We start from the raw sequence: 21,047 nt of genomic DNA on the forward strand, positions 1-21,047 counted from the left end.
CTTCGATGACGGCGTTCAGACACTCGCGTGATGGGCTCGCATCCCGCCGCCACAATGCACCTCCGCCGAGGCGAAATTGATCGCCCCGGTTCAACGCGGTCCGGGAGGCATCCAGCAGAGGTTCGAACAGGAGAACGCCGCCAGAATGAAGACATGGTCCTTGCTTCCCAAAGCAGCAAAATCGACGGCACAAGATGGACTGAATTGACCTCTTGTCGCGATACAGATGCCGTGAGACGCGATTTCACGTTGCGGATGCAGGCGCCTTCTGCACGCGATGAGCGGATTCCAGAATGTTCGAAACTGCCCGGCAAGCGAAGACTATGCCGGGGCCGATGGTGATGCCTGCTCCCGGATAAATTCCACGCATTGGTGAGGTCATATCATTGCCGCAGGCATAAAGACCCGGGATTGGCTCGCGTTCTGCGTCCAGAACCTTGCCGTAGCTATCGGTCGCCAAGCCAGCGGCTGTGCCGAGCGTTGCCGGAACGATCGGCAGCGCGATGAAGGGGCCACTCTGGATGGGCCCAAGATTTGGATTTTTCGTTCCTACCAACGGATCGCCAAGCGTGCGGTTGAACGCCGATTCACCGCGTTTGAAGAGCGGATCGACGCCAGCGGCGGCGTGCGCATTATGCTCCTCGACCGTCCTTTTGAGCTCGCCGGGATTCAGGCCGATTTGCATGGCGAGCTCCGGTATCGTTCGGCCCAGTTTGATGTAGCCGAGCCGCGCGTACTTCCGGATATTCAGCGTCCATGGCCAAGGCAGCAGATGTCCCATGCCCCTCAGCCGAACGAACTCGTGATCGCAGACGAAGTAGAACCGCTTGTCTGCGGGATATCCGTTTCCAAACATCGCGAGGCAGATATCGTGGTATGAATTGGATTCGTTGACGAAGCGTTGCCCATTTGGGGCAACCGCGATGACGCCGGGTCGTCCGCGGTCGAGCCATCCGTAGGGGACAATTTGGGAGCCTGTCCCACTCCTGAACATCGAGACTGGAGTCCAGAACCCTGCAGAAGCGACATCCTTGTCGATTGCAGCTCCGAGCTTCGTGGCAAGGTTAATGCCATCGCCTGTAACATCGGCATGAGCCAGCGTGTCGTCATGCTGGTGTGGGCCGCTCAGCTCGGCTCTCAGCTGCGCGTTGCGGGCGAAGCCGCCTGTAGCGAGAATGACAGCGTGGGATGCGCGCACGCGGATCTCAGAATTGCCGCGCTTGACGATTGCCCCTGTGACGCGCCCGTCTTCCATGACGAGCTCAACGAGAGGAGACGCCGGCCATATTTCGACGCCTAACTTCCGCAAACTCACGAGCAGGCGCGCAATCAGGGCATTGCCTCCGCTGAACTCGGTGCCGCGCCTGTAGCTCAAGCGATCCCGCGCGTAGCGAGTCACGCGACGCAAGACATGCTTGAGGGAAGCAAACGATTGGAACGGATTCAGGAAGCTTCGGACTTCGCTGGAAGAAATCATCATCCCCCCGAGCACAACGCGAATGGGGTCGCCGATCAGATCGAAGTCGGAGCCGAGCAGCCGCGCATCGTAGGGTGCAGGGCTGAGTGCCCGGCCTTTGTCGACTCCGCCGACCTGGCTTGAGTGATAATCGGGCGCCGAGGCCAGCGTGAACTTGACCTCTGTCCCGGTCTCGAGAGCGGCAAGCGCAGTCGGCCCGTCCTCAAGATAGGCTTCGATGAAGTCTTGCCGATAGTAATTGCCAAGCTCATGCTCAAGATAAGTCCTGGCTTTTGGAAGCGAGTCATCGATTTTGGCGGAGCGCGCCTGAAGCGAACAGGGAACCCAGATCATGCCATTCGACAGCGACGTGGTCCCGCCGAGACGAGAAGACTTTTCGCAAACCGTCACGCGAAGGCCATTCTTTGCGGCGTAGAGTGCCGCCGAAAGGCCGGCTGCTCCGCTACCGACCACGAGCACCTCTGTTTCGAACGTTTGAGTAGCACCTATTGCTGGCAATGCCGCTGTCCTTTTTTCGCCTGATTGGTTGATCGGCTTGTCCATCTCCGCCTCGCTGCGGTGTTTCTTTGAACGTCAGTGATGTCGCGGAAGGGGAACGGCTTTGAACTCCTCTGCCGCCGCTTTGACCGAGCGTTCAATCGGTATTCGTTCGATTGAGGAGGCCCCGACAAAGCCGACACACTCGGTCGACCGATAGACCTCGAACGTGTGCTGGGGCTCCGCGACCGCCCCACCATGACAGAGCAGGATGACGTCCGAGCGGACCGCTTGCGCGGCCGCGTTGATCTCGTTGATGCGCCGGATCGCCTCCTGGATGGACTGGCCCTCCTCATGGCCCACGAGCCCGCCGCGCGTCGCGCCGACATGTGGGACGATGCAGTCGGCTCCGCTGCTTGCCATGGCTTTGGCATCTTCGGGGCTCGCAACGTAGGCAAGCGAGAAGATGTTCTTCTTGCGGGCAGTCGCAATCATCTCGAGCTCGCGCTCGAAGCCAAGTCCAACGCGACCGCGGCGGTCGCGCCATTTCTCTCCCATCGTGGAGATGGTGGGATAGTTGATCACACCGGAGAATCCGGCGGCTAGGAAATTGTCGAGAAGATCGTCGAGATCGAGCCGCAGGGGATCCCAGGCCTCGACGCCGCCTATGACGGGGACGGAAGACACGACGTTGCGGATTTCTGCCGCAAGCTCCAGCGTACGCGCGTTGGAGTCACCGATACGACTGGTGGGGAGCCCCATGAGCCGCGAGAGCCCAGTAGAGTAGACCACCAGCATATCCGCCCCTCCGAGTGCGGCGCATTTTGCGACGAGGCCGCAGCTGCTCGCCGCGGCAAGGATCGCTTTTCGCTCCGCGACCTGACCTGCAAGCCGCGAGAGAATGTCGGTTCGCTCAAACATCCGCACGGGACGAGCCTCCTTGACCTAGTTGTTTGAGGAGCCACGTCACGGCGGCCTCGGCAAATTCGGGGTCGTTGATGTGACAGTCCAGCTCGCAAACAACGATCTCTGGCCGGAGATTGTCCTTAACTGCCTGGAGCCATGCCCCATCGGCATCGGCATCGCGAAAGACGCCACCCTCTCGGTCGTAATCGGACACGCCTTTGGCTGGCCAAAGCACGGCTGCCGGCCCGCGTGCTTGCGAGAGCCGCTCGGCCGTAACCCGGCCGATTTTTGCGCTCTCCGCAGGCGTGGTTCGCATCAGTGTCGTGTACGGTGTATGTGAATAGAATTGGCGGCCGCGAAATTGATCGGGAACGCTGGCCGGTGGACCAAAATTGACCATGTCGATCGCGCCGGGCGCGATGATTTGTGGGATTGAGCGGCGCGAGGCCGCCTTGAGCCGATCGGGCCCGGCGCTGGCCGTGCCTCCCATGAGTTCATCGGCCAATTCCGTTGTGGTCAGATCGAGCACGGCATCGAATTCGCCGGCAGCAATCAGCTGCTCCATTTTGCGACCGCCAGCACCGTTGGCGGGAAAAACGATCGCGTCTGCGCCGGCCTCTGCAAGACGTGCCACGCATTGAGTTGCCGCGGGCGTCGTCACACCGAAGGCCGTGATCGCAACAATCTTTCTTTCGCACCCATGCTTGGCCGGCACATAGCGCATGGCCGCAATGGCTCGGCCTGCATTCTCCAGCACCCTTGCCGTGAACGCGTTAATGCCGAAGAAATCGACCAAGGTTGGATAGAGCATGATGTCGTTGTGAATCGCGAGTTCGGCCAGGAGCGCTGGTCTTGCACTGGTCACCAGCAGCTTGGGGAAGCCGTAAGGCAAATCAGACACGACCTCGCCGAAAACAGCGCTTCCCTTTCCTCCTGCAATGGCCACAATCGCGCTGATTGCGTCCGAGGCGAGCAGGCCAGCCACCTTTATGCGGGTAGCTGCGGCAATCTCTTTCAGGAGCTCGGCGGGCGAGGCTGAGCGCGCGCGGCTCGCGTCAGTTGCGTGGGCGGCCTTCACCTCATTATTCGAGGTCCCGATATCGATCAGGATGGTCTTTCGGCCGCATGTTTGGATGATGTCCGAGAGGAAGGATGCTTCGGGGCCTTTGGTGTCCAGCGTAGCCACGATTGCAACCGCGCCTGAGGCGCCGGCCGTAATCCCAGATCGATTACCATCCCGGACCGACCCCTGGTCGCCCGTGCAATGGTGAGACACGATCTTCCTCCCGGATCATTCTTAATAGCATGTGGTCTAAACCGAGCCGACGCTGGCTATAACATCGGCGAGGAGTGTGATTGGGTAAGATTGGGTAGATGCCCTGAAACAGTGGCCTATAGGAAGACTGCCGGCCTCCCCTCGGCTTTTCTCAAAAGCGTCCTTCTGGAAATTGATGTAGCGTGTCTGTGGGCTCGACCAAGCAATCCTGCTGTGTCACAGCCCTGGAACGAATCCCTCATCGAGGTTGCGTTGCGCTTGCAGGGGCGCCAGTTCGCCTCCATGCCACCGCAGGTGGAGTGCATTCGGCAAAGGCCGCCGCGCTCTACGAATTGGACGTGAGGACCTCCGTCCTCAGCAACAAACCGCCGGGCCCGTGGTGGGCCTATTCGTGCTGCACGCCGGCGCAATGCCCGCCCCCCTGCGAAGGTCACACGTTTGTGGGACGTCATCGACTGCGCCGAGACACTCTGTGGCGGTGCGATTGAGCGGGCCTATGTCGACAGGGGCACTGCGGTCACGACGCACAAAATCCACCTTCGCGTCTTCATTTCCGGGAGAAGCGCGGCGTCTTCGGTGTCATGAGGCGAGAGCTGCGCCGCCGCTTCCCCATCACAAAAGCCGAACGTGACCTCGGCCACGTACCTCAAGTGCAGCGCCGACGATGCCGCAAATGTCATCCTCTCAGTCGTTGGCCACAACGTGCCGCCGCATCCTCGCTGACAACAACGCTTGAGCGGCCTGTTCGCCGACTGCTATGGCGAACCCTCGCCTGCTCCGCCAAGCTCACTTAGCGAGTGAGTTAACTATCTCGGACTGGCGCTAGAAACTAAGGTGCGAGGTACCGCAGAAGTTCCGGATTGCCGCGGACATCGCCTGCCGCGCCGTGCAGCGCGATGCGGCCGCGATCGAGTACGTACGCGTGGCTCGCCACGCGCAAAGCGAGATCCAGGTGCTGCTCGACGATGATCACCGCGATCTCCTTGGTGAGCGCAGTCAGGCGTTCAGTAATCTCCTCGATCACGCCGATCCAAACTCCCTCGGTCGGCTCATCCAGCAGCAGCAGCTTTGGGTTTCCCAGTAGCGCACGCCCGATCGCTAGCATCTTACGCTCGCCGCCCGAAAGAGTGCCAGCTGCCTGATCCAAGCGGTGGCCGAGCTTGGGAAAGATCGTCAGGACCCGATCAATCGCCGAAGCGTCGGTGTTGGAGAGCGATCCCACTGCGAGATTATCACGTACCGAGAGGCGTGCGAACACCGAGTGCTCTTGCGGCACATAGCCGATACCGGCGCGCACACGCTGCTCGGTCCGGAGGCGATTGAAATCGTGGCCATCAAAGAAAACCTCGCCTCTCCAGCTTGGTAGCTCGCCGACGATGGCCTTCATCAGCGTAGTCTTGCCTGCACCATTCCGGCCAAGCACGGCGACACCGCCGCGCCTGGGAATGCCGAGGGTAATGTCAAACAGCACCTGGCTGCGGCCATAACCCGCGTCAAGATGCCTTATGTCGAGGAACTGTTGTTTAAGCACGGCGTAAGTAGATCTCCTGGACACGTTTGTTGGCCTGGATCTCCGCGACGCTTCCTGTCGCAAGCACCTTGCCTTGGTCGAGGACGGTGAGGCGGTCGCAGATATCGCGGATGAAATCGAGATCGTGCTCTACGATAACGAGAGAGCAATGCTCCTTGATTGGTCGCAAGAGTTCGCCGGTGACGCGGCGCTCCTCCAGACTCATGCCTCCGGTGGGCTCGTCCAACAGCAGCAGCCGGGGCTTGCCCGCGAGCGCCATCGCAATCTCCAGCCATTGTTGTTGACCATGAGAAAGCGCTGCTGCGGCATCAAACGCACGATCAGCAAGACGAAACTGGGTGAGCATCATCATGACTTGGTCGTGCAACTGTCTGCGGCTGCGCGAGAACACAAGATCAAGAAGCGAGCAGTGCCCCTGCAGCGCGAGCAAGATATTGTCGTAGAGGGTGAGGGTTGGCAGCACCGATGTGATTTGGAACTTCAGGCTCATGCCAGCCCGAGCGCGCTCGGTGGGCGTGAATGCGGTGATATCAGCGTTGATGAAGCTGACCTTGCCTTGGGTCGGCACCTCCGCCCCGGCAATGCACTTCATCAGCGTGCTTTTGCCCGAGCCGTTCGGCCCGATCAAACCGTGGAACTCGTTCTCGCCGACCGTGAGAGCCGCGCCATCGAGTGCCGTAAGCTTGCCAAAGATCTTTCCAATGCCTGCGGCTTCAAGAAGCGGCATGATGCTGCGCCCTCTTCTTGTTTTGCGCTTTCGCGGCGAAGCCACCCACGCGCTCGCGCTCCGTCAACACTATGCTGATAAGCCCGAGCGGCCGGAAAAGGATCACGAGTAGCAGGAGCAGGCCCAGAATGATCGGCCAGATGTCGCGGTAATTGTCCGACAGCCAGAAGGAGAGGCCTTCGACAATGGCCGTACCGATCACCGCGCCGATCAGCGTGCCGGAGCCGCCGAACAGCACGTAGAGCACGACCTGCGTGGAGACCACAACGCCGATCATATTGGGCCACACAAAACCCTCGTGGAAGGCATAGAGGCTACCGGCCAGGCCTGCGATGGCGCCGCTGATCGCGAACACTATGGCCTTCAGATGCTGTGTCTTATAGCCGAAGAAAGCGATGCGCTGCTCGTTCTCGCGGAGTCCTGCGAGCGCGAGACCGAACTGCGAGCGCACCAGGAAGCGGCATGCTAAGTAGACAATGACGAGAAGCCCCAGTGCGAGATAGTAAAAGATCGGCCCTTCCGAGAGTTCGTAGGAGCCGAGCGTCATCGGCGGAATCGAGGGAATGCCGTTCTGGCCGCCAAGATAGTACCAGCCTCGCGCGAGACGATCGGCGGCATAGGCGCCGGTGAGCGTACCGAGCGAAACGAAGATCACGCTGGCTGGATGCCGGCCGAGTAGGAGGAAACCACCGAGCAGCAGCGCGAAGACGAGGCCGATTAGTGTGCCCGCCGGCAGCACTAAAAGGATTGAGGTGATGTCGAGATCGCGTGCAAGCAGCGCGACGCCATAGCCTGCCGAGCCGAAGAAGAGGGCCTGCCCGAAACTCATGATCCCGGCATACCCCCACACCAGATCGAACGAGAGAGCGAAGAGCGCCAGGATCACGACGCGAGTCGCAAACACCGTAAGATAGTCGTGCAGCATCACCGGAAGGACTAGTGCTCCAATCAGCACTAGCCCTTCGATGATGAGCAGGACCCGTCGCGCAGGGCCAACTTGCCCTGCAAAGGCGGTTTCCGCCATTTCAGCCGTCGCACAATTCACTTCTAATGTGGGCACCGATGGCCTCTCTACCGCGCTCATCGCTTCCGCCGCGACTCGTCAGCATTCCCTGGGATCAACAAGCCCATTGCTACGTTCCACGATTTCAAACTTCCCGCTTTTGCACACCGCCGTGTACATGTTCATCTTACAGTGCCGCTTGCCCGGCACCATCTCGGCGGGTCCGCCCGGACCTTCCGCGATCTTGGCGTGATCGAGCGTCGCAGCCACCGACTCGCGATCGACCTTCCCGGCTTCCTTGACCGCGGCCTCCCAAAGTTTCAGACCGCGATAGGTGCTGGGCGCGGCACTGCTCGCGGCAAACAGGGAATCTCCAGGATAGTCCTTTTCATAGGCCGCCTGAATTCTGGCGGAGACGGGATCATCTTTGGCGACTGCTTTGTAATAGTCGAGGCAACTCGCAAGCCCTTCCATCTCATTGACCGGATGGAGGCTAAGATAATTCTCATCCTCATTCACGGCAGCAAGCCGTCCGCCGTTCTTGAGATAGCCCGCTTCATAGAGCTGCTTGAATAAGGGGCCGACACCGGGTGGAATGACAGTGTTGAAGACAGTGTCGACCTTGTTAGAGATAATCCCGTGGACAGTAGCGGAGAAATCGACCTGGTCGAGAGGATAATACTCCTCGAACACGACCTCGCCGCCATTTGCTTCAATCAACTTACGGGCGTATGCATTCAGATTACGCGGCCAGATATAGTTAGAACCTGGAAGGGCAAACCTCTTGCCGCCGTTTTTGATCAGCCAAGGGATAAATGTGTCGCATTGCTGCGCCGGTGTGGCGCCGGTGCAGAACAGGTATGGTGTGCATTCCTGACCTTCATAGAATTGTGGATAAATATAGAGTGTCTTGCCCCGTGATACGATTACATCCTTGATCGCGTTGCGCATCGAGCTCGCGAGGCCGCCGAGGACCATGTCCACCTTGTCGCGCTGGATCAGCTTGCGCACATTGCCCACCGCCACCGATTCATTAGAGGCGGTGTCTTCGATATAAAGCTCGAGCGGCCGGCCCAAAAGTCCGCCGGAATTGTTGATTTCCTTGATCACCATTCTGGCGACGTTGGCATCCGCCTTTCCGGCAAAGCCGATTGGGCCGGTGAGATCGATCGCGATGCCGACCTTGATGGGGCCTTCGGCCGCATTGGCCCAGTCGGGGCGGATCACCCAACTGCTGGCTCCTGTGGCGATCGCACCAGCCGTGAAAGCGAAGTTCGAAAGGAAACGACGACGTGTGAGTTGGACGCGATCAGCAATCATATGACTACACTCCCCTTTGCGCGATGAGGCCTTGCGGGCGGAACTTGATGAAACAGATGGCAAGCACGAAGACGAGCACGTCGGCGACTACCGGTGCCACTGCCCAAGGTAGCGCCGCGGTAAGAGCGCCGATTACGCCGGCCCCTGCCACCGGTCCGATGAAGGAGCCGACGCCACCGACCATGACGGCAACAAATCCCTGGATCAGAAAACGAATTCCGAGATCGGCAAATAGATCGAAAACCGGCACGATAAGCGCACCGGCGAGCCCCGCTAACGCTGCGCCGAAAGCAAAGGTGGCGCCATAGATGAACGTCGTCGAAACGCCAGAGGCGCGCGCCAGCGCTGGATTTTCCAGCGTCGCCCGAACGCGCAGGCCGAAGCTCGTGCGCGACAGGAGCAGATAGCAGGCCCCCATCACCAAACCCGTGATCACGAGTATCGCGAAGCGCCAGGCCGAGATGTGCATAGTGGCGATAGCGATAGATCCGCCAATCGGCTCCGGAACCGTCAGATAGAAGCCGCCAATCAGGCCCCGCACCGTTTCTCGGATGATAAGACCGAGGGCATAGGTGCCGAGCATCGCCACGATCGGTGCCGCATAGAAGCGGCGGATAATGAGTGCTTCGAGTACAAAACCCAGCAATCCGACGAGGATCGGTGCGGCCGCCATACCGACCCAAACGGGGAGACCATGGCTATAGGCGAGATACGTAATATAGGCACCGAGCAACACGAACTCGCCTTGGGCAAAATTGAAGATGCCCATCATGCTCGCTATGACTCCGAGGCCCAGTACGATCAGGACCATGATCGCGCCGAAGCTCAGAATGTCGAATGCCGCCATGAATGCGTTAGTCATATGTTGCGATCCACCCGGACGCCATCGCAGCCCGTCTCACATCTTCTTCCAGTCGCCCATCTGTTCGAAAGCATGGGCGGCGCGGTAGACGGTGGATTCCTCGAAGTAACGACCGACCAGCATCAGGCCCACTGGTAGGCCGTCGACCATTCCGCAGGGCAGTGACATGGCTGGATGATGCGTAATGTCGAATGGCGCGGTATTGGTGAACATCTCGATCGCGCGAGTGAAATAGTCTTCGCGACTGGCGCCGGCAGGCGGCAGCGGCGTTGCCTTCATCGGCGTCGTCGGCATGAGTAGAAGGTCATAGGTCTCGAGAGCCTTGTCGTATGTTGCAGCGAGGCGGCGGGAAATATTGACGGCCTTGCCGTAAAACCTGGAACCAAATGTGTTGTTGATGTAAGTGCCGAGCAACAGGAACAGCTTGTTCGTCTCGGACAACGAGTCTGCCTGCCGCCGCCACCCGCGATGGAAATCCATCAGTGAGGTCGGGTAGAGATCGCCTCGGCTGAGACCATAGCCGTCGCCGAACATCATGGTCTGGACGGCGCCCTCGGTTCCGATCGGGGTCCAGATCGCCGCCCCCAGGAGATGCATCGGAATGGAGACGGTCTCAACAGTCGCACCAAGATCTTTAAAGCGCTTGGCTGCCTCGCGCACGCTTTCATTGACCGCAGCCTCCGCGGACGGCTGCTCGAAACCTTCCTTAAGGATGCCAATCTTCATCCCTTTGATGCCTGCACCCAAGGCCTTGGTGTATTCGTCAACCTTTGGTGCCTTGATGCGCGAATCGTAGCCGTCGTCACCGGCGATCACCTCGAGCAGCAGCGCGTTATCGGCCACTGTTGCCGTGATCGGTCCGGTGTGATCAATAAAGACCTCGATCGGCATGATGCCCGTGTAGGGAACGAGACCCCAGGTCGGCTTCATACCGTATGTGCCGCAGAACGAGGATGGCATGCGGATCGAGCCGCCCTGGTCGCCCCCGATCGCCATGTCGACCTCGCCCAGCGCGACCACAACCCCGCTTCCCGAGGAAGAACCGCCGGCCGAATAGCCCATCCTGTGTGGATTATGCACCGGACCGGTCGCATTGGTGTGGCTGCCACCCGAGAGACAGAAGGCCTCGCAGTGAACCTTGCCGGCAATCTCGGCACCAGCATCGAGCATGCGCGTAACGATGGTGGCGTCGAAGTCGGGTACGTAGCCTTCGAGGGTGGCCGAGCCATTCATCATGGGCACCCCGGCCAGCATGATGTTGTCCTTCAGGGCCACCGTCTTGCCCTTGAGCTTGCCGCTCGCCGCGCCCTTCACCGTCGACTTGCGGTACCAGGCGTTGCGCGGGTTCTCCTCCGGTGACGGCCGATAGCCCGGAGTGCGTGGATATTTGACCACCGGCAATTCGTCGGGCATTGCAGCGACGAGATTGTACGCTTCGAGCGAGCCCTGCATCAGGCCTAGGAACGAGGCAACGTCCTCATCGGTCAGTGAGAGACCACACTGTTCGGCGATGCTACGAAGCTGGGTTGGCGTGGGAAGGGCGACTGACATGAGGCTCTCCTAAGAAATTTCATCCCGGCATTTGGACGTGCCGCCCATCGATTATTCTACGATGGCCACTTACTCGCCACATACTGCGGAGCAAGTGCATTCGCCCAAAGTGGGCGCGCAACGTGATCTGGGTAATATTGGGTAAAACGGCTTCGGGTGCTGAATGCATTTGGGTGCGGAGCCCCTGCCGAGCCGCCAAACCTTGCCACTTCCTGTCGCGGTTAACGCGAGCAGCTCGTTTTTGACGAAGCGGCGCGGCGACACAAGCAAACCAGCGTCGTCAGCTTAGAGTTGCAATGTGGCAGCGATCTGACAGAGCAACGCAATGCATTAGCGGCTTAGTTTCCGCAGGGAAACATCCAGCTACTTCACCTTGGAGATGTGCTCCAAACATTTAATGGCCAGACGTTGAAAGCTGCAACGTATCGATTCAATTCCCTTCGGCGCGCCGCCAAGTACGGGGGGCCGTGCCAGTGCTGCGCTTAAATTCGCGACTGAAGTGATAGACGTCGCAGAAACCGCAGCGTTCGGCGATAGCATCGAGCCCCGCGTCAGTTTCCAAAAGTAACTTTTGCGCCATCAAAATACGCTCTCGGATCAGCCAGCGCCGCGGACTGATCTGTAGATACCTTTGGAATAGCCGCCGCGTTTGTGCGGCACTGAGACCGGTGACGGAGGCCAGTTCCTCGGCATGCCAGGATCGCGCTGGAGCCTGCCGCATCTTTGAGACGATGGCGCGCAATGGGGCTGGAAGACGAGACTCACCGTGCGGAGGTGAAGGCGCTGCTATGAGGTGCAGCAGTTCTGCCACAAGGTGATTGAGGGCCATATCGACGTTATCATCTCGAGCGCGCAAAACACCAAACAGCTCTTCGAACCACCGGTCGATGTTGTTCGGCGCCAATATTGTTGCGAGGGTTGCACCACCGCCGAACACCTTTCGCCGAATGGCTGCACAGTTTGGTCCGTCGATCCGTACCCATAGAACGGTCCAGGGATCGCTCTCGTCGGGCCAGTGCGCATGCGGTGTCTCGTTGGCGATCCACATCAATTGATTGCGCCCAACGCTCAATGTCCTTCCCTCGCTCGATACGAAGCCATGACCCGCTGTGCAGTAGAGAATGTCCTGGCCCGGATAGCTATCTCGCGCGATGTGATGGTCAGGGGCAGTGATGACTTTACCAGCCCTCAGCACCGTAAAGGCGCAGCGAGTCCAGGCGACATCAGGAAGGACATACTGATGGCTCTCAGGGAAAAATGTGCGCTGCAGTATTTTTACCATGCGCGTTTTATATAAGTCAGAGCGTGCTTTGTCCATTTCTACGCACGAGCTGCACATCTATGCTCGCTCACAACGACTAATAAGCAAACTCGCCGATGGGCCATCCTGGATGCACGTTTTGTCTCCTTGGGCGGCTGCTGCGAGTATTTAGGGAGGAGCTGGTGTCAATACTCAGCGCCCGCGAACAGCGCCTTCACGTTGAGCGCCGCACTTTCCTTATGCCGATATCGTGGAGGCAATCCACACAAGCGCGAGCCTTAAGCACCTTCAAGGGAGGAATCGATGGGTAAACCGAAAATCACCGTCGTAGGCAGCTTCGCGGTGGGACTTACCATTAGGGCTCCGAACATTCCCGTCTTCGGCGTCACAATGCTCGGCAGCAGTTTCGATATGGGGCCTGGCGGAAAGGGCTCAAACCAGGCGGTTGCGACCGCGCGGCTGGGGGCGGACTCCTCGCTGGTGGCCATCATCGGCAAAGACAAGTTCGCCGATATCGCAACCGATCTGTTCAAAGCCGAGGGCGTTGGTACGGCGCATGTCAAGCAAATCGCTGAGAGTCCGACGGCGGTGGGCTTCATCATTCTCAACGAGCGCGGTGAGAACTTCATCATCATGGACTATGGCGCAACCAACGCTATGGACCCGGCTTATGTAGATCGCGCCGAGAGCCGCATCCGGGAGAGCGACGTCGTCATGGCGGTGCTCGAACCCCCGGTCGAGGTAGCAATGCGAGCCATGGAGCTGGGCCGAAAACACGGCAAGAAAACTGTCCTTAATCCAGCTCCCGCCGCGCCGCTTCCTGATGAGATTTTCCCGCTAGTCGATTACCTGACGCCGAACGAGAGCGAACTTCGTATTCTGCTCGGTCTACGGCCGGACGATCCGCGCCCTTCGCGCGAGCTAGTGGAGATGCTGCGCAAGCGCGGCGCCGCCAATGTCATCGTAACCCTTGGCGACCGCGGCGTGCTCATTGTGACCGACACGATCGATACAGCCATCCCAGCCGCCGAGGTCGACGTCGTGGACACGACTGGCGCTGGCGACGCGTTTAATTCCGGCTTCGCCGTGGCTCTGGCCGAAGGTCGGGATGTGATCGAAGCGGCGCGGTTCGGGGTTTGCTGCGGCGCCCTGGTCTGCACCAAGCTCGGGGTCATTCCTGGCATGGCAACACGTAGAGCAGTCGACGAGATGTATCGTACAAGTTTCGCGTCGACTTGAAAGGATTCAGAATGAGCCTGAACCACATGCTTCCAGATGCCGACTTGGCCTGCTCCGTCGTCAAGAGAGGCATGAGCGAGGTGAGGAGCGGCTGTGAGCCACCATATCCAAACCCGCCGCACTTCGTTTGGCATGGTCTCGCTGTCGCTGCAGGGCATCCGCATATCGAACAATGGGCACAGTGATGGCCGGCGGCTTGACGACTTTGTACATGGACACTCGACCGAAGGACGACACGCAGTTGATAGGTGGCGAGGCGACCCTCCGAAATTCCTTGACAGGCGCCGGTTCGACGCGCCGGACCTTTGGCAATAACTTTGAGAGCTAGTGAGCAAGATGCCGCGGATTTACGATTGGGCCGCGCGCGAAGCTGAGCGCACGGTGACCGTAGCCGATCTGTGCGCGGCCCGAGACTCGGGCAAGCGCTACACTCAAGTCACCGCTGAGACGGCGGACGAGGCAGCAGCTGCGGAGGAAGCTGGTGTCCAGATGCTGGTTGCCCGCGCCCGCAACGTGGAGGCCGTGCGCAAGGGTTCGAAACGGCTTTTCGTCACTGCGGCGCTGGGCTTTGCCGATGCCGTAACCCGGGACGATATCCTACGCACCGCATTGAAGGCGCTGACCGACGGCGCCGATGCGGTCATCACGGCACGCGGCATGGCGACCGTCTCTATGCTCGCGGCCGAAGATATCCCGGTCGTGGGTCACCTGGGACTCGTTCCAAGGAAATCGACCTGGGTCGGAAAGCTTCGCGCTTTCGGCAAGAATGCCGACGAGGCCTTGACGCTTTTTCATCGCTTCCGCCGCCTCGAAGAGGCAGGCGCTTTTGCAGTCGAATGCGAGGTTATCCCCGCCAGAGTCATGGCAGAGATCCGTCGGCGAACCGGACTGGTGACGGTTTCGCTTGGCTCCGGACCTGATGCGGACGTTATCTTTCTCTTCACCGAGGACATATGTGGTGGCGAAGGCCGGCGGCCCCGGCACGCCCGGACCTATGGAAACCTGCAAGCGTTGCAAGAGCGTGTCAAGGAAGAGCGTGTGAAAGCCCTCAGTGCATTTCGCGCTGACGTCAGTGCGAACGCGTTTCCGGGGCCGCAGGAAACCTCGATTATCGACGACGACGAATTCGCCGAGTTTATGTCAAGGCTGAAGCAAGAGGGCTTTTGAGTTCTGATCTGAGTCTCGTGCGGGCGATGACCGCGATGATGTCTCGGCGCCTGAGAATCTGGCCGCATAGGCGAGCTTCTCTCTTCAAAACGTTGATGGAGTAGCAAATATGGATGACATCTTATACGGGGCGCGCGACAAACGCGGGAATTGGACACCGAACAAGAGGCCCGAACGCGCGCCGATTTTTGTCTGGCCAGTGCAACCGAAGAAAGTTATTCGTTGGTTGCCGGGGTACTTCTTGCCCTGGAATACCCTCTATTTCGTGATCTCGCTTGTATCGTGGATCTATCTGACACCCGCGCTTGATACAATGCGGGAATTCCGCGCTGACTGGATTTTGCTCATTCTGCTGCGCAACGCTGGGCTAACGCTCCTAGTCTATGGCAGCTTTCACTTCATCCTCTATATCCAACGGCGCCAGGAAACCAACTTCAAGTATAATGCAAAGTGGCCCGACACCGACAATACGGCCTTTATGTTCGGAAGCCAGACGGCTGAGAACGTGTTTTGGACCATGTGTAGCGCGGTGCCAGTATGGACCGCATACGAGGCGGCCACCTGGTGGCTCTACGCTAACAGCTATCTGCCGTACGTCGATTTCGGACAGCACCCGGTGTACTGCGCCATCCTCGTGTTGGTGATGCCGGTCTGGCGCGAGTTGCACTTCTATCTGATTCACCGGCTCATTCATATCGGGCCGCTGTACCACATCGTACACAAAGTACACCACAAGAACGTAAACCCGGGGCCGTGGTCGGGCTTGTCAATGTCTCCCCTTGAACACATCGCCTATTTTTCCGGCGTGCTGATCCATTTCGTCGTGCCCTCCCACCCGGTGCATGCAATGTTTCAGCTCATGCACGCAGGGTTGTCCGCCGCGAAGTCTCACACCGGTTTCGACCGGGTGGTGGTGGACGATGCGAAGGCCGTCAACACGGACAACTTCTATCACTACCTCCACCACAAGTATTTCGAAGTGAACTACGGTGAGCGTCGCATCCCGCTCGACGAGTGGTTCGGCACAGCTCACGACGGTTCTCCGGAAGCGGACGAGAGGATGTACAAACGCATAAAGGCCAAGAAGTGGGCGCGCGGCAGTTAGCTCTGATGTTGCGGAATGTCCGTCCGGCTCTCTTCTTACGAGCACTGCGCACGCGCGGGAGCCTCCCGTCCGCCCGCCAAGGACATCTGCGCCGGTCGCGGATTTGCCAAGGCATCGGTGCAATTGTTGCGATATAGATTTAGAGGGATACGGAATGACCAGCCAAGGAGAATGGGTTTCCGCCTGTGCTACCAATGCATTGATGCCCGAAGAGACCCTTCGCTTCGATCATGGTAGCCGCACGTTTGTTATTGTTTGCTCTCCCGAGGGAGACTACTTCGCGATCGATGGCCATTGCTCCCACGAGAAAGTCCACCTAGCGGATGGCATCGTCGACGGCGGAATCATTGAGTGTCCCAAGCACTTCGGGACCTTCGACTACCGAACGGGCGAGTCGCGTGCTTTGCCCGCATGCGTCGACTTGCGCAGTTACGAGGTGAAGGTCGAGAACGACACCGTCTTCATCAAGCTCTAAACGGAGCCAAAGGGCGGAATGCAGGACAATGTCGAAGCAGAGCTTGCTTATACTACAGTCCCTTTGGGCGATGGAACGGCGCCAGCCCGACGGGGTCGAACGTTCCATCGATCAGAACATAGCGATGATCCAAGAAGCCGGGTTCGACGGCATTAGCACCTCGTGCACTGATCCTGCGCGCGTCGCCCTGATTGCACGTGCCCTAGACGGCTCGGGACTTGCAGTCGAGGGTATGTGCTTCCCGCAGACGATCGATCACCTGAAAGCTGCCATTGACCTTGCTCGGCGCCTCGACGTCGTGCATCTCGACGTCCAGCCTGACATTCGCCCGCGCCGTGTCGCCGACTGTGTCCCGCTGCTGGAAGGCTGGATCAGGGTGGCGCAAGATGCGAACATGCCGATCTACTTCGAGACGCATCGCAATAGGATGACGACAGATCTCCTGTTTACACTCGAGTTGATGGATCAGGTTCCCGAGATGCGGATGCTCGCTGATCTCTCGCACGTCCTATTGGGCCGCGAGTTTTGGTATCCGATCTCGGACGAAGACGAAGCGCAGGTGCGGCAGGTGCTCGACCGCACCTGGGCATTTCATGGCCGCGTTGCATCGCGCGAGCAGATACAGGTTGAGATCACGTTCCCTCAGCACAAAATCTGGTTGGATCTGTTTCTCTATTGGTGGAAGTATGGATTCAAGAGCTGGCAAAGGCGCGCTGGTGCGGATGCCCGTCTCGCTTTCGTCTGCGAACTTGGTCCGCAGCCTTATGCAATTACCGACCGACAAGGCAACGACAGCACAGATCGTTGGAAGGAAGCTCTCTTACTCAAATCCCTCGTGCGCAACGTGTTCGAGAGTCTGGCAAACGATGCGCCGCCTTCAACTGGCGATCGGGTGGCCACTTGAGTGCAAAATCCACAATAGTGATTGTCGGCGCGGGCGAAGCCGGCACAGCCGCCGCCATCGCCCTGCGCGAACGTGGATGGCGGGGCAGACTGGCCTTAGTAGGCAACGAAACTATACTGCCATATGAGCGCCCGCCTCTATCCAAGGCGCTCCTGCTCGACGAAATGAACCCTGGACCCAAGCTGATTGTGACGTCACAACGCCTTGCCGAGTTGGAAATAGAGTATCTCCAGGAAAGCGAAGCGGTCTCAATTGATCGCGCGGCCAACATGGTTACGCTCTCAAACGGCTCAGCGATAGCGTATCACCGTCTCCTACTGGCCACGGGAGGCCGACCTCGGAAACTGAGCGTTCCGATCGCCGAAGGAGCCGAGGTGGCGACACTACGGACGTACGAGGACGCCACGCGCATCCGCCATGTCATTGGTCAAGGATGCGACGTGATCGTGATCGGAGGCGGCTTCATCGGGCTTGAGGTTGCCGCGAGCGCCGTCTCGAGAGGTGCTTCGGTGACCGTACTCGAGGCAGGATCGCGGCTACTTACGCGGGCAGTGCCAGCTTCTATGGCCGAGTTGATCAAAGCCAAGCACGAACGTTCTGGCGTGCGCATCGAGATAGCCGCGATCGTCGAACGCATCGATAGGAGCGAAGGCCGTTCCAAAGTGGTAATGGCCGACGGTCGCTCGCGTGACGCCGATCTCGTGATCGTTGGGGTCGGCGCGACGCCGAATGTCGGCCTTGCGCAAGCGGCGGGACTAGCAATCGAGGACGGTATCGCTCTGGACGAGACGCTCGCGACTTCAGATCCGCACGTTTTCGCGGCGGGTGACTGCTGTTCGTTTCCTCACCGCCTCTACGAAAAGCGAATCAGGCTGGAGGCCTGGCGCAATGCCCGGCGGCAAGGTGCGGCGGCGGCGGCGAACATGTTGGGCGAGAACCGTCCTTACGAGGACGTTCCTTGGTTTTGGTCGGATCAGTACGACGAGACACTGCAAATCGTGGGCCTCGTTCCGGAAGGAGGAATTCCCATAATCAGAGATTTTGGTGCGAGGGCTCAGATCTTGTTTTACCTCGCAGCAGATGGACGCCTGGTGGCCGCATGCGGATTCGGGAGCCTAGGTGTCGTAGCGAGAGAAATTCGTGCCGCCGAAATCATGATCGCGAGGCGGCTTAGACCTCCAGTAGACGCGCTCGCAAGCCCCGAGATGAACATGAAGAAACTAATGGGTTAGAATAGAATTCAGTATCCGAGACCGCCTCAGCGCCGATCCTGATTGCAGCCGGAGAACTGGCGTTAATCCGATGCCTATGCTGCTCGCCGCTCGGGCGCGCTACGCGGCTGGCTTATGTGGTCCTCAATGACGCTGGAGCTATACGAGCGCGGGGTAGAACGGCTGGATGCTGATCGCTGCGCTCCCTGCGCCAATCAGCTTGCGCTCGACGTCGCGCCAGGATCCATCCCCGGCCGACTTTGGGGGGGCGCCGCGGCCACGATCGAATGGTCCTAGATACGAGGACCGAAAACCTGCCCGGAGTGCCCGCCGAGGGCCTCGTCTAGGACTGCGACTATCGATCACAAACGTCTATAATCTGCGGATGACCCTCGATCCAGAGCAGGCCAAATCTCCGTGTTGCAATCGGTCTGAATGAGAAGGGCCCCGTCCAATGCGGGGCCCTTCGTGATGTGGATCGTTCACGCTGGGGTAGCCAGAAGTAGGAGACGAAGCCCCGCCGTGCCTAATCCCCGACGTAGACGCCGCCTCGTTTTTTCGCGATCAGATAAACTATGATGCTAAGCAACGCGACGGCCGTGCCGTAGAATGGAAACACCCAGGACAGATTAGAGCGTTGGAGCCACAGCAGCAGGAATGGTGTGGTACCGCCGAATATCGTTGCGCCAATAGCGTACCCGAGCGCGACGCCGGTGGTCCGAATATTTCTGGGCATCAACGTTGTGGCAATAAAGTTATAGAGCGCCATATTGCAGCCGACCAGAGTTCCGCCCACCAACATAACGATTGAGAAGGTCAGAATGCTCTTCTCGGCATAGAGCAGGGATAGAAAGAACGACGGGATTAGCAGCAGGCGCATCATCACGAACGCCCGCGATGGTTTCACCTTATCCGCAAAGGCACCGATTGTCGGCGAGAACACCATCCAAATCGCGCCCATGACCGTCACGATGCCATACACATAAGTGCTGTTTTCCTTGAATACGCCATTGGCAATGTTAGGCAAACCGAAATTGTACGTGTAATTAGCGATCTGCACGCCGCCAACAACCAGAATCGCGGCGAAAAGGGACAGCCTTGCCTTCCAAAGCGCTTTCCACACTCCGCCAGTCGTTTTTTGGATGCGCGAGTCCTCGTCGACCCGATGCATAGCGCGAGCGATTAGGGTTTCTGGAAGGGTCTGCCGAAGATAGATGATGAGCAAGCCTAGAACACCTCCGACTCCAAACGGAACGCGCCAAGCCCAATCGCGCATGACTTCAGGGGACACGGCGCCGCTGACCAGGAAAGCAACCAAGCTGGCTCCGATCGAGCCCACCATGATGAATGTGCCATTGATCAGTCCGAGGTATCGTCCCTCCTGACCTACCGGTGCCAATTCGATCGCGATCGCATTGGCAACGCCCGCTTCGGCGCCTACGGCGAGGCCTTGCACCAGCCGAAGGGAAACCAGCACGATGGTGGCAGTGATGCCGAGATCCTTGTAGCCTGGCAGCACTGCGATCATCAGCGACGATAGTGCCATGGCGGAAACAGCGATCAGCATCACGGCTTTGTGGCTGATGCGATCTGCGATCGGGCCGAGCAGCGCCGCCCCTAAAGGCCGTGCGGCAAACCCTGCTCCGAATACTGCCAGTCCCGCGAGCAGCGAGACGACAGGGTCAGTGGCTGGAAAGAAGTGCGGCGACAGGAATGCCGCCATGAAGCCATAGAGCTGCCAGTCGTAGAATTCGAGGGCGACGCCCCCGCCGAGGCCCAGAGTCATTGACCTCGTCGCGACGGACTTTTCGATCTCAACGACGTCCCCTACGGGGTGTGCTGTCAATTGCATGGTTTGCTTCCGCTCTTTTAATCAATTCGTCATGGATGATGGGTGCAGGAGTCCGAGGCGAGAGGTCATCGCCGTTCGTGGGCTTCCGTGGCGCTGATGCGGAATACAAGCGAGCACCTCCGCGCTGTGAGGGGCGAACTCAGGCGAGAAGACCGAGGTGCGCGGAGAAGACGTCCCCGAGCCATTTCGTTTTGATATTGCAAGCAGCCTGCATATGCGAGCGTCTGGCTCATTTCACCGTTTCCCTCCTGTTGCACCCGCGCTTTGCGCGTCGCGTTCGTCTTTCTATGGCGATGGCGCCGTGAGTTGGCGGCATCCTCCGCGGGCGAAAAGTGCCTCTCGCTTACGGTCGCTATTTCCCAACGCCGGTCGTACTTGCCCTAGTCCGTACGTGAGGAGCACAACACGCAGATAGCCCAATGTCAAGATTGCGACACAGCAATACGGTCTTGGGCTAGCTAATTACTTGTTTTGCGATCGGCAGAGCTGCTGCGGAAAATATGGAGCGCCTGTAAGGCGCTGGAGAATAGCGTATTCTAGCCCAGCTGCCGTATTTCCCGGCCCGATTGCGCTATCCCAATCCGCGCGTTGATTGCCTTGCGGGCCTGAAATGCCGAACGTCTCGACGAAAAATGGCTCTGAACCGCGGACTCCGCGGGAGCGATCAGCGCCCGCCTCTCTCAACGTCCGGGCGCAACTGAAC

General features: G+C 59.1%; 17 protein-coding genes and 1 pseudogene. 7 read left to right on the plus strand and 11 right to left on the minus strand.

From position 1 onward, the window contains the following. Nucleotides 1–244 precede the first annotated feature (244 nt). Genes IVA93_RS38860 through IVA93_RS38870 form a run of 3 tightly spaced genes read right to left on the minus strand, consistent with a single transcriptional unit; the run spans nucleotide 245 to nucleotide 4,046 of the window. On the minus strand, nucleotides 245–2,020 hold the full coding sequence (locus IVA93_RS38860) for an FAD-dependent oxidoreductase (protein WP_247789968.1): 1,776 nt from the start codon (nucleotides 2,018–2,020) through the stop codon (nucleotides 245–247). Nucleotides 2,021–2,050: 30 nt separating this feature from the next. Continuing rightward, nucleotides 2,051–2,875 carry a phosphoenolpyruvate hydrolase family protein gene (locus IVA93_RS38865; protein WP_247285603.1) on the minus strand — a complete coding sequence of 275 codons (825 nt, stop codon included), beginning with the start codon at nucleotides 2,873–2,875 and terminating at the stop codon, nucleotides 2,051–2,053. Continuing rightward, the gene (locus IVA93_RS38870) at nucleotides 2,868–4,046 is read right to left on the minus strand and encodes a Tm-1-like ATP-binding domain-containing protein (RefSeq protein WP_247285602.1); all 1,179 of its coding nucleotides are present in this window, start codon (nucleotides 4,044–4,046) and stop codon (nucleotides 2,868–2,870) included. The genes IVA93_RS38865 and IVA93_RS38870 overlap by 8 nt, the downstream gene beginning before the upstream one ends. A 389-nt stretch (nucleotides 4,047–4,435) precedes the next feature. Here IVA93_RS38870 and IVA93_RS41465 point away from each other — a divergent pair. Then, a pseudogene (locus tag IVA93_RS41465) lies at nucleotides 4,436–4,838 on the plus strand (IS5/IS1182 family transposase); the annotation flags it as partial. 127 nt (nucleotides 4,839–4,965) lie between these two features. Here IVA93_RS41465 and IVA93_RS38875 read toward each other — a convergent pair. The 7 genes from IVA93_RS38875 to IVA93_RS38905 all read right to left on the minus strand — a co-directional run bounded on the left by IVA93_RS38875 (nucleotide 4,966) and on the right by IVA93_RS38905 (nucleotide 12,448). Further along, on the minus strand, nucleotides 4,966–5,667 hold the full coding sequence (locus IVA93_RS38875; protein ID WP_247369468.1) for a branched-chain amino acid ABC transporter ATP-binding protein: 702 nt from the start codon (nucleotides 5,665–5,667) through the stop codon (nucleotides 4,966–4,968). Further along, a complete protein-coding gene (locus IVA93_RS38880) occupies nucleotides 5,660–6,394 on the minus strand; it encodes an ABC transporter ATP-binding protein (protein WP_247369471.1) in 735 nt (244 codons plus the stop codon). The genes IVA93_RS38875 and IVA93_RS38880 overlap by 8 nt, the downstream gene beginning before the upstream one ends. After that, nucleotides 6,381–7,418, minus strand: a complete 1,038-nt coding sequence (locus IVA93_RS38885) for a branched-chain amino acid ABC transporter permease (protein WP_247285613.1) — start codon at nucleotides 7,416–7,418, stop codon at nucleotides 6,381–6,383. Before IVA93_RS38885 ends, IVA93_RS38880 begins: the two co-directional genes overlap by 14 nt. A 78-nt stretch (nucleotides 7,419–7,496) precedes the next feature. Continuing rightward, a complete protein-coding gene (locus IVA93_RS38890; protein ID WP_524502333.1) occupies nucleotides 7,497–8,714 on the minus strand; it encodes an ABC transporter substrate-binding protein in 1,218 nt (405 codons plus the stop codon). A 7-nt stretch (nucleotides 8,715–8,721) separates the two neighbouring features. Beyond that, the gene (locus IVA93_RS38895) at nucleotides 8,722–9,579 is read right to left on the minus strand and encodes a branched-chain amino acid ABC transporter permease (protein ID WP_026233434.1); all 858 of its coding nucleotides are present in this window, start codon (nucleotides 9,577–9,579) and stop codon (nucleotides 8,722–8,724) included. A 36-nt stretch (nucleotides 9,580–9,615) separates the two neighbouring features. Further along, on the minus strand, nucleotides 9,616–11,130 hold the full coding sequence (locus IVA93_RS38900) for an amidase (protein ID WP_247298915.1): 1,515 nt from the start codon (nucleotides 11,128–11,130) through the stop codon (nucleotides 9,616–9,618). Between the two features lie 430 nt (nucleotides 11,131–11,560). Next, nucleotides 11,561–12,448 (minus strand): helix-turn-helix domain-containing protein, encoded by an 888-nt coding sequence (locus IVA93_RS38905; RefSeq protein WP_247298918.1) that lies wholly within the window; start codon nucleotides 12,446–12,448, stop codon nucleotides 11,561–11,563. Between the two features lie 246 nt (nucleotides 12,449–12,694). Here IVA93_RS38905 and IVA93_RS38910 point away from each other — a divergent pair, with 246 nt between their 5' ends. The 6 genes from IVA93_RS38910 (at nucleotide 12,695) to IVA93_RS38935 (ending at nucleotide 18,513) form a co-directional block, all read left to right on the plus strand. Next, nucleotides 12,695–13,630 carry a ribokinase gene (locus IVA93_RS38910; RefSeq protein WP_247789969.1) on the plus strand — a complete coding sequence of 312 codons (936 nt, stop codon included), beginning with the start codon at nucleotides 12,695–12,697 and terminating at the stop codon, nucleotides 13,628–13,630. A gap of 336 nt (nucleotides 13,631–13,966) precedes the next feature. Beyond that, entirely contained in the window at nucleotides 13,967–14,797 is an 831-nt protein-coding gene (locus tag IVA93_RS38915; protein ID WP_247478129.1) for a 3-methyl-2-oxobutanoate hydroxymethyltransferase, read from the plus strand. A gap of 109 nt (nucleotides 14,798–14,906) precedes the next feature. Next, nucleotides 14,907–15,902 (plus strand): sterol desaturase family protein, encoded by a 996-nt coding sequence (locus IVA93_RS38920; protein ID WP_247298921.1) that lies wholly within the window; start codon nucleotides 14,907–14,909, stop codon nucleotides 15,900–15,902. Between the two features lie 154 nt (nucleotides 15,903–16,056). Then, nucleotides 16,057–16,377, plus strand: a complete 321-nt coding sequence (locus tag IVA93_RS38925; protein WP_247298923.1) for a Rieske 2Fe-2S domain-containing protein — start codon at nucleotides 16,057–16,059, stop codon at nucleotides 16,375–16,377. A gap of 28 nt (nucleotides 16,378–16,405) precedes the next feature. Beyond that, entirely contained in the window at nucleotides 16,406–17,281 is an 876-nt protein-coding gene (locus tag IVA93_RS38930; protein ID WP_247369473.1) for a sugar phosphate isomerase/epimerase family protein, read from the plus strand. After that, nucleotides 17,278–18,513 (plus strand): NAD(P)/FAD-dependent oxidoreductase, encoded by a 1,236-nt coding sequence (locus IVA93_RS38935; RefSeq protein WP_247789970.1) that lies wholly within the window; start codon nucleotides 17,278–17,280, stop codon nucleotides 18,511–18,513. The genes IVA93_RS38930 and IVA93_RS38935 overlap by 4 nt, the downstream gene beginning before the upstream one ends. A gap of 505 nt (nucleotides 18,514–19,018) precedes the next feature. Here IVA93_RS38935 and IVA93_RS38940 read toward each other — a convergent pair. After that, nucleotides 19,019–20,344, minus strand: coding sequence for an MFS transporter (locus IVA93_RS38940; protein ID WP_247789971.1), 1,326 nt, complete (start codon nucleotides 20,342–20,344; stop codon nucleotides 19,019–19,021). Between the last annotated feature and the right edge of the window lie 703 nt (nucleotides 20,345–21,047).

Source organism: Bradyrhizobium sp. 155 (assembly GCF_023101105.1).
Classification (GTDB): domain Bacteria; phylum Pseudomonadota; class Alphaproteobacteria; order Rhizobiales; family Xanthobacteraceae; genus Bradyrhizobium; species Bradyrhizobium canariense_D.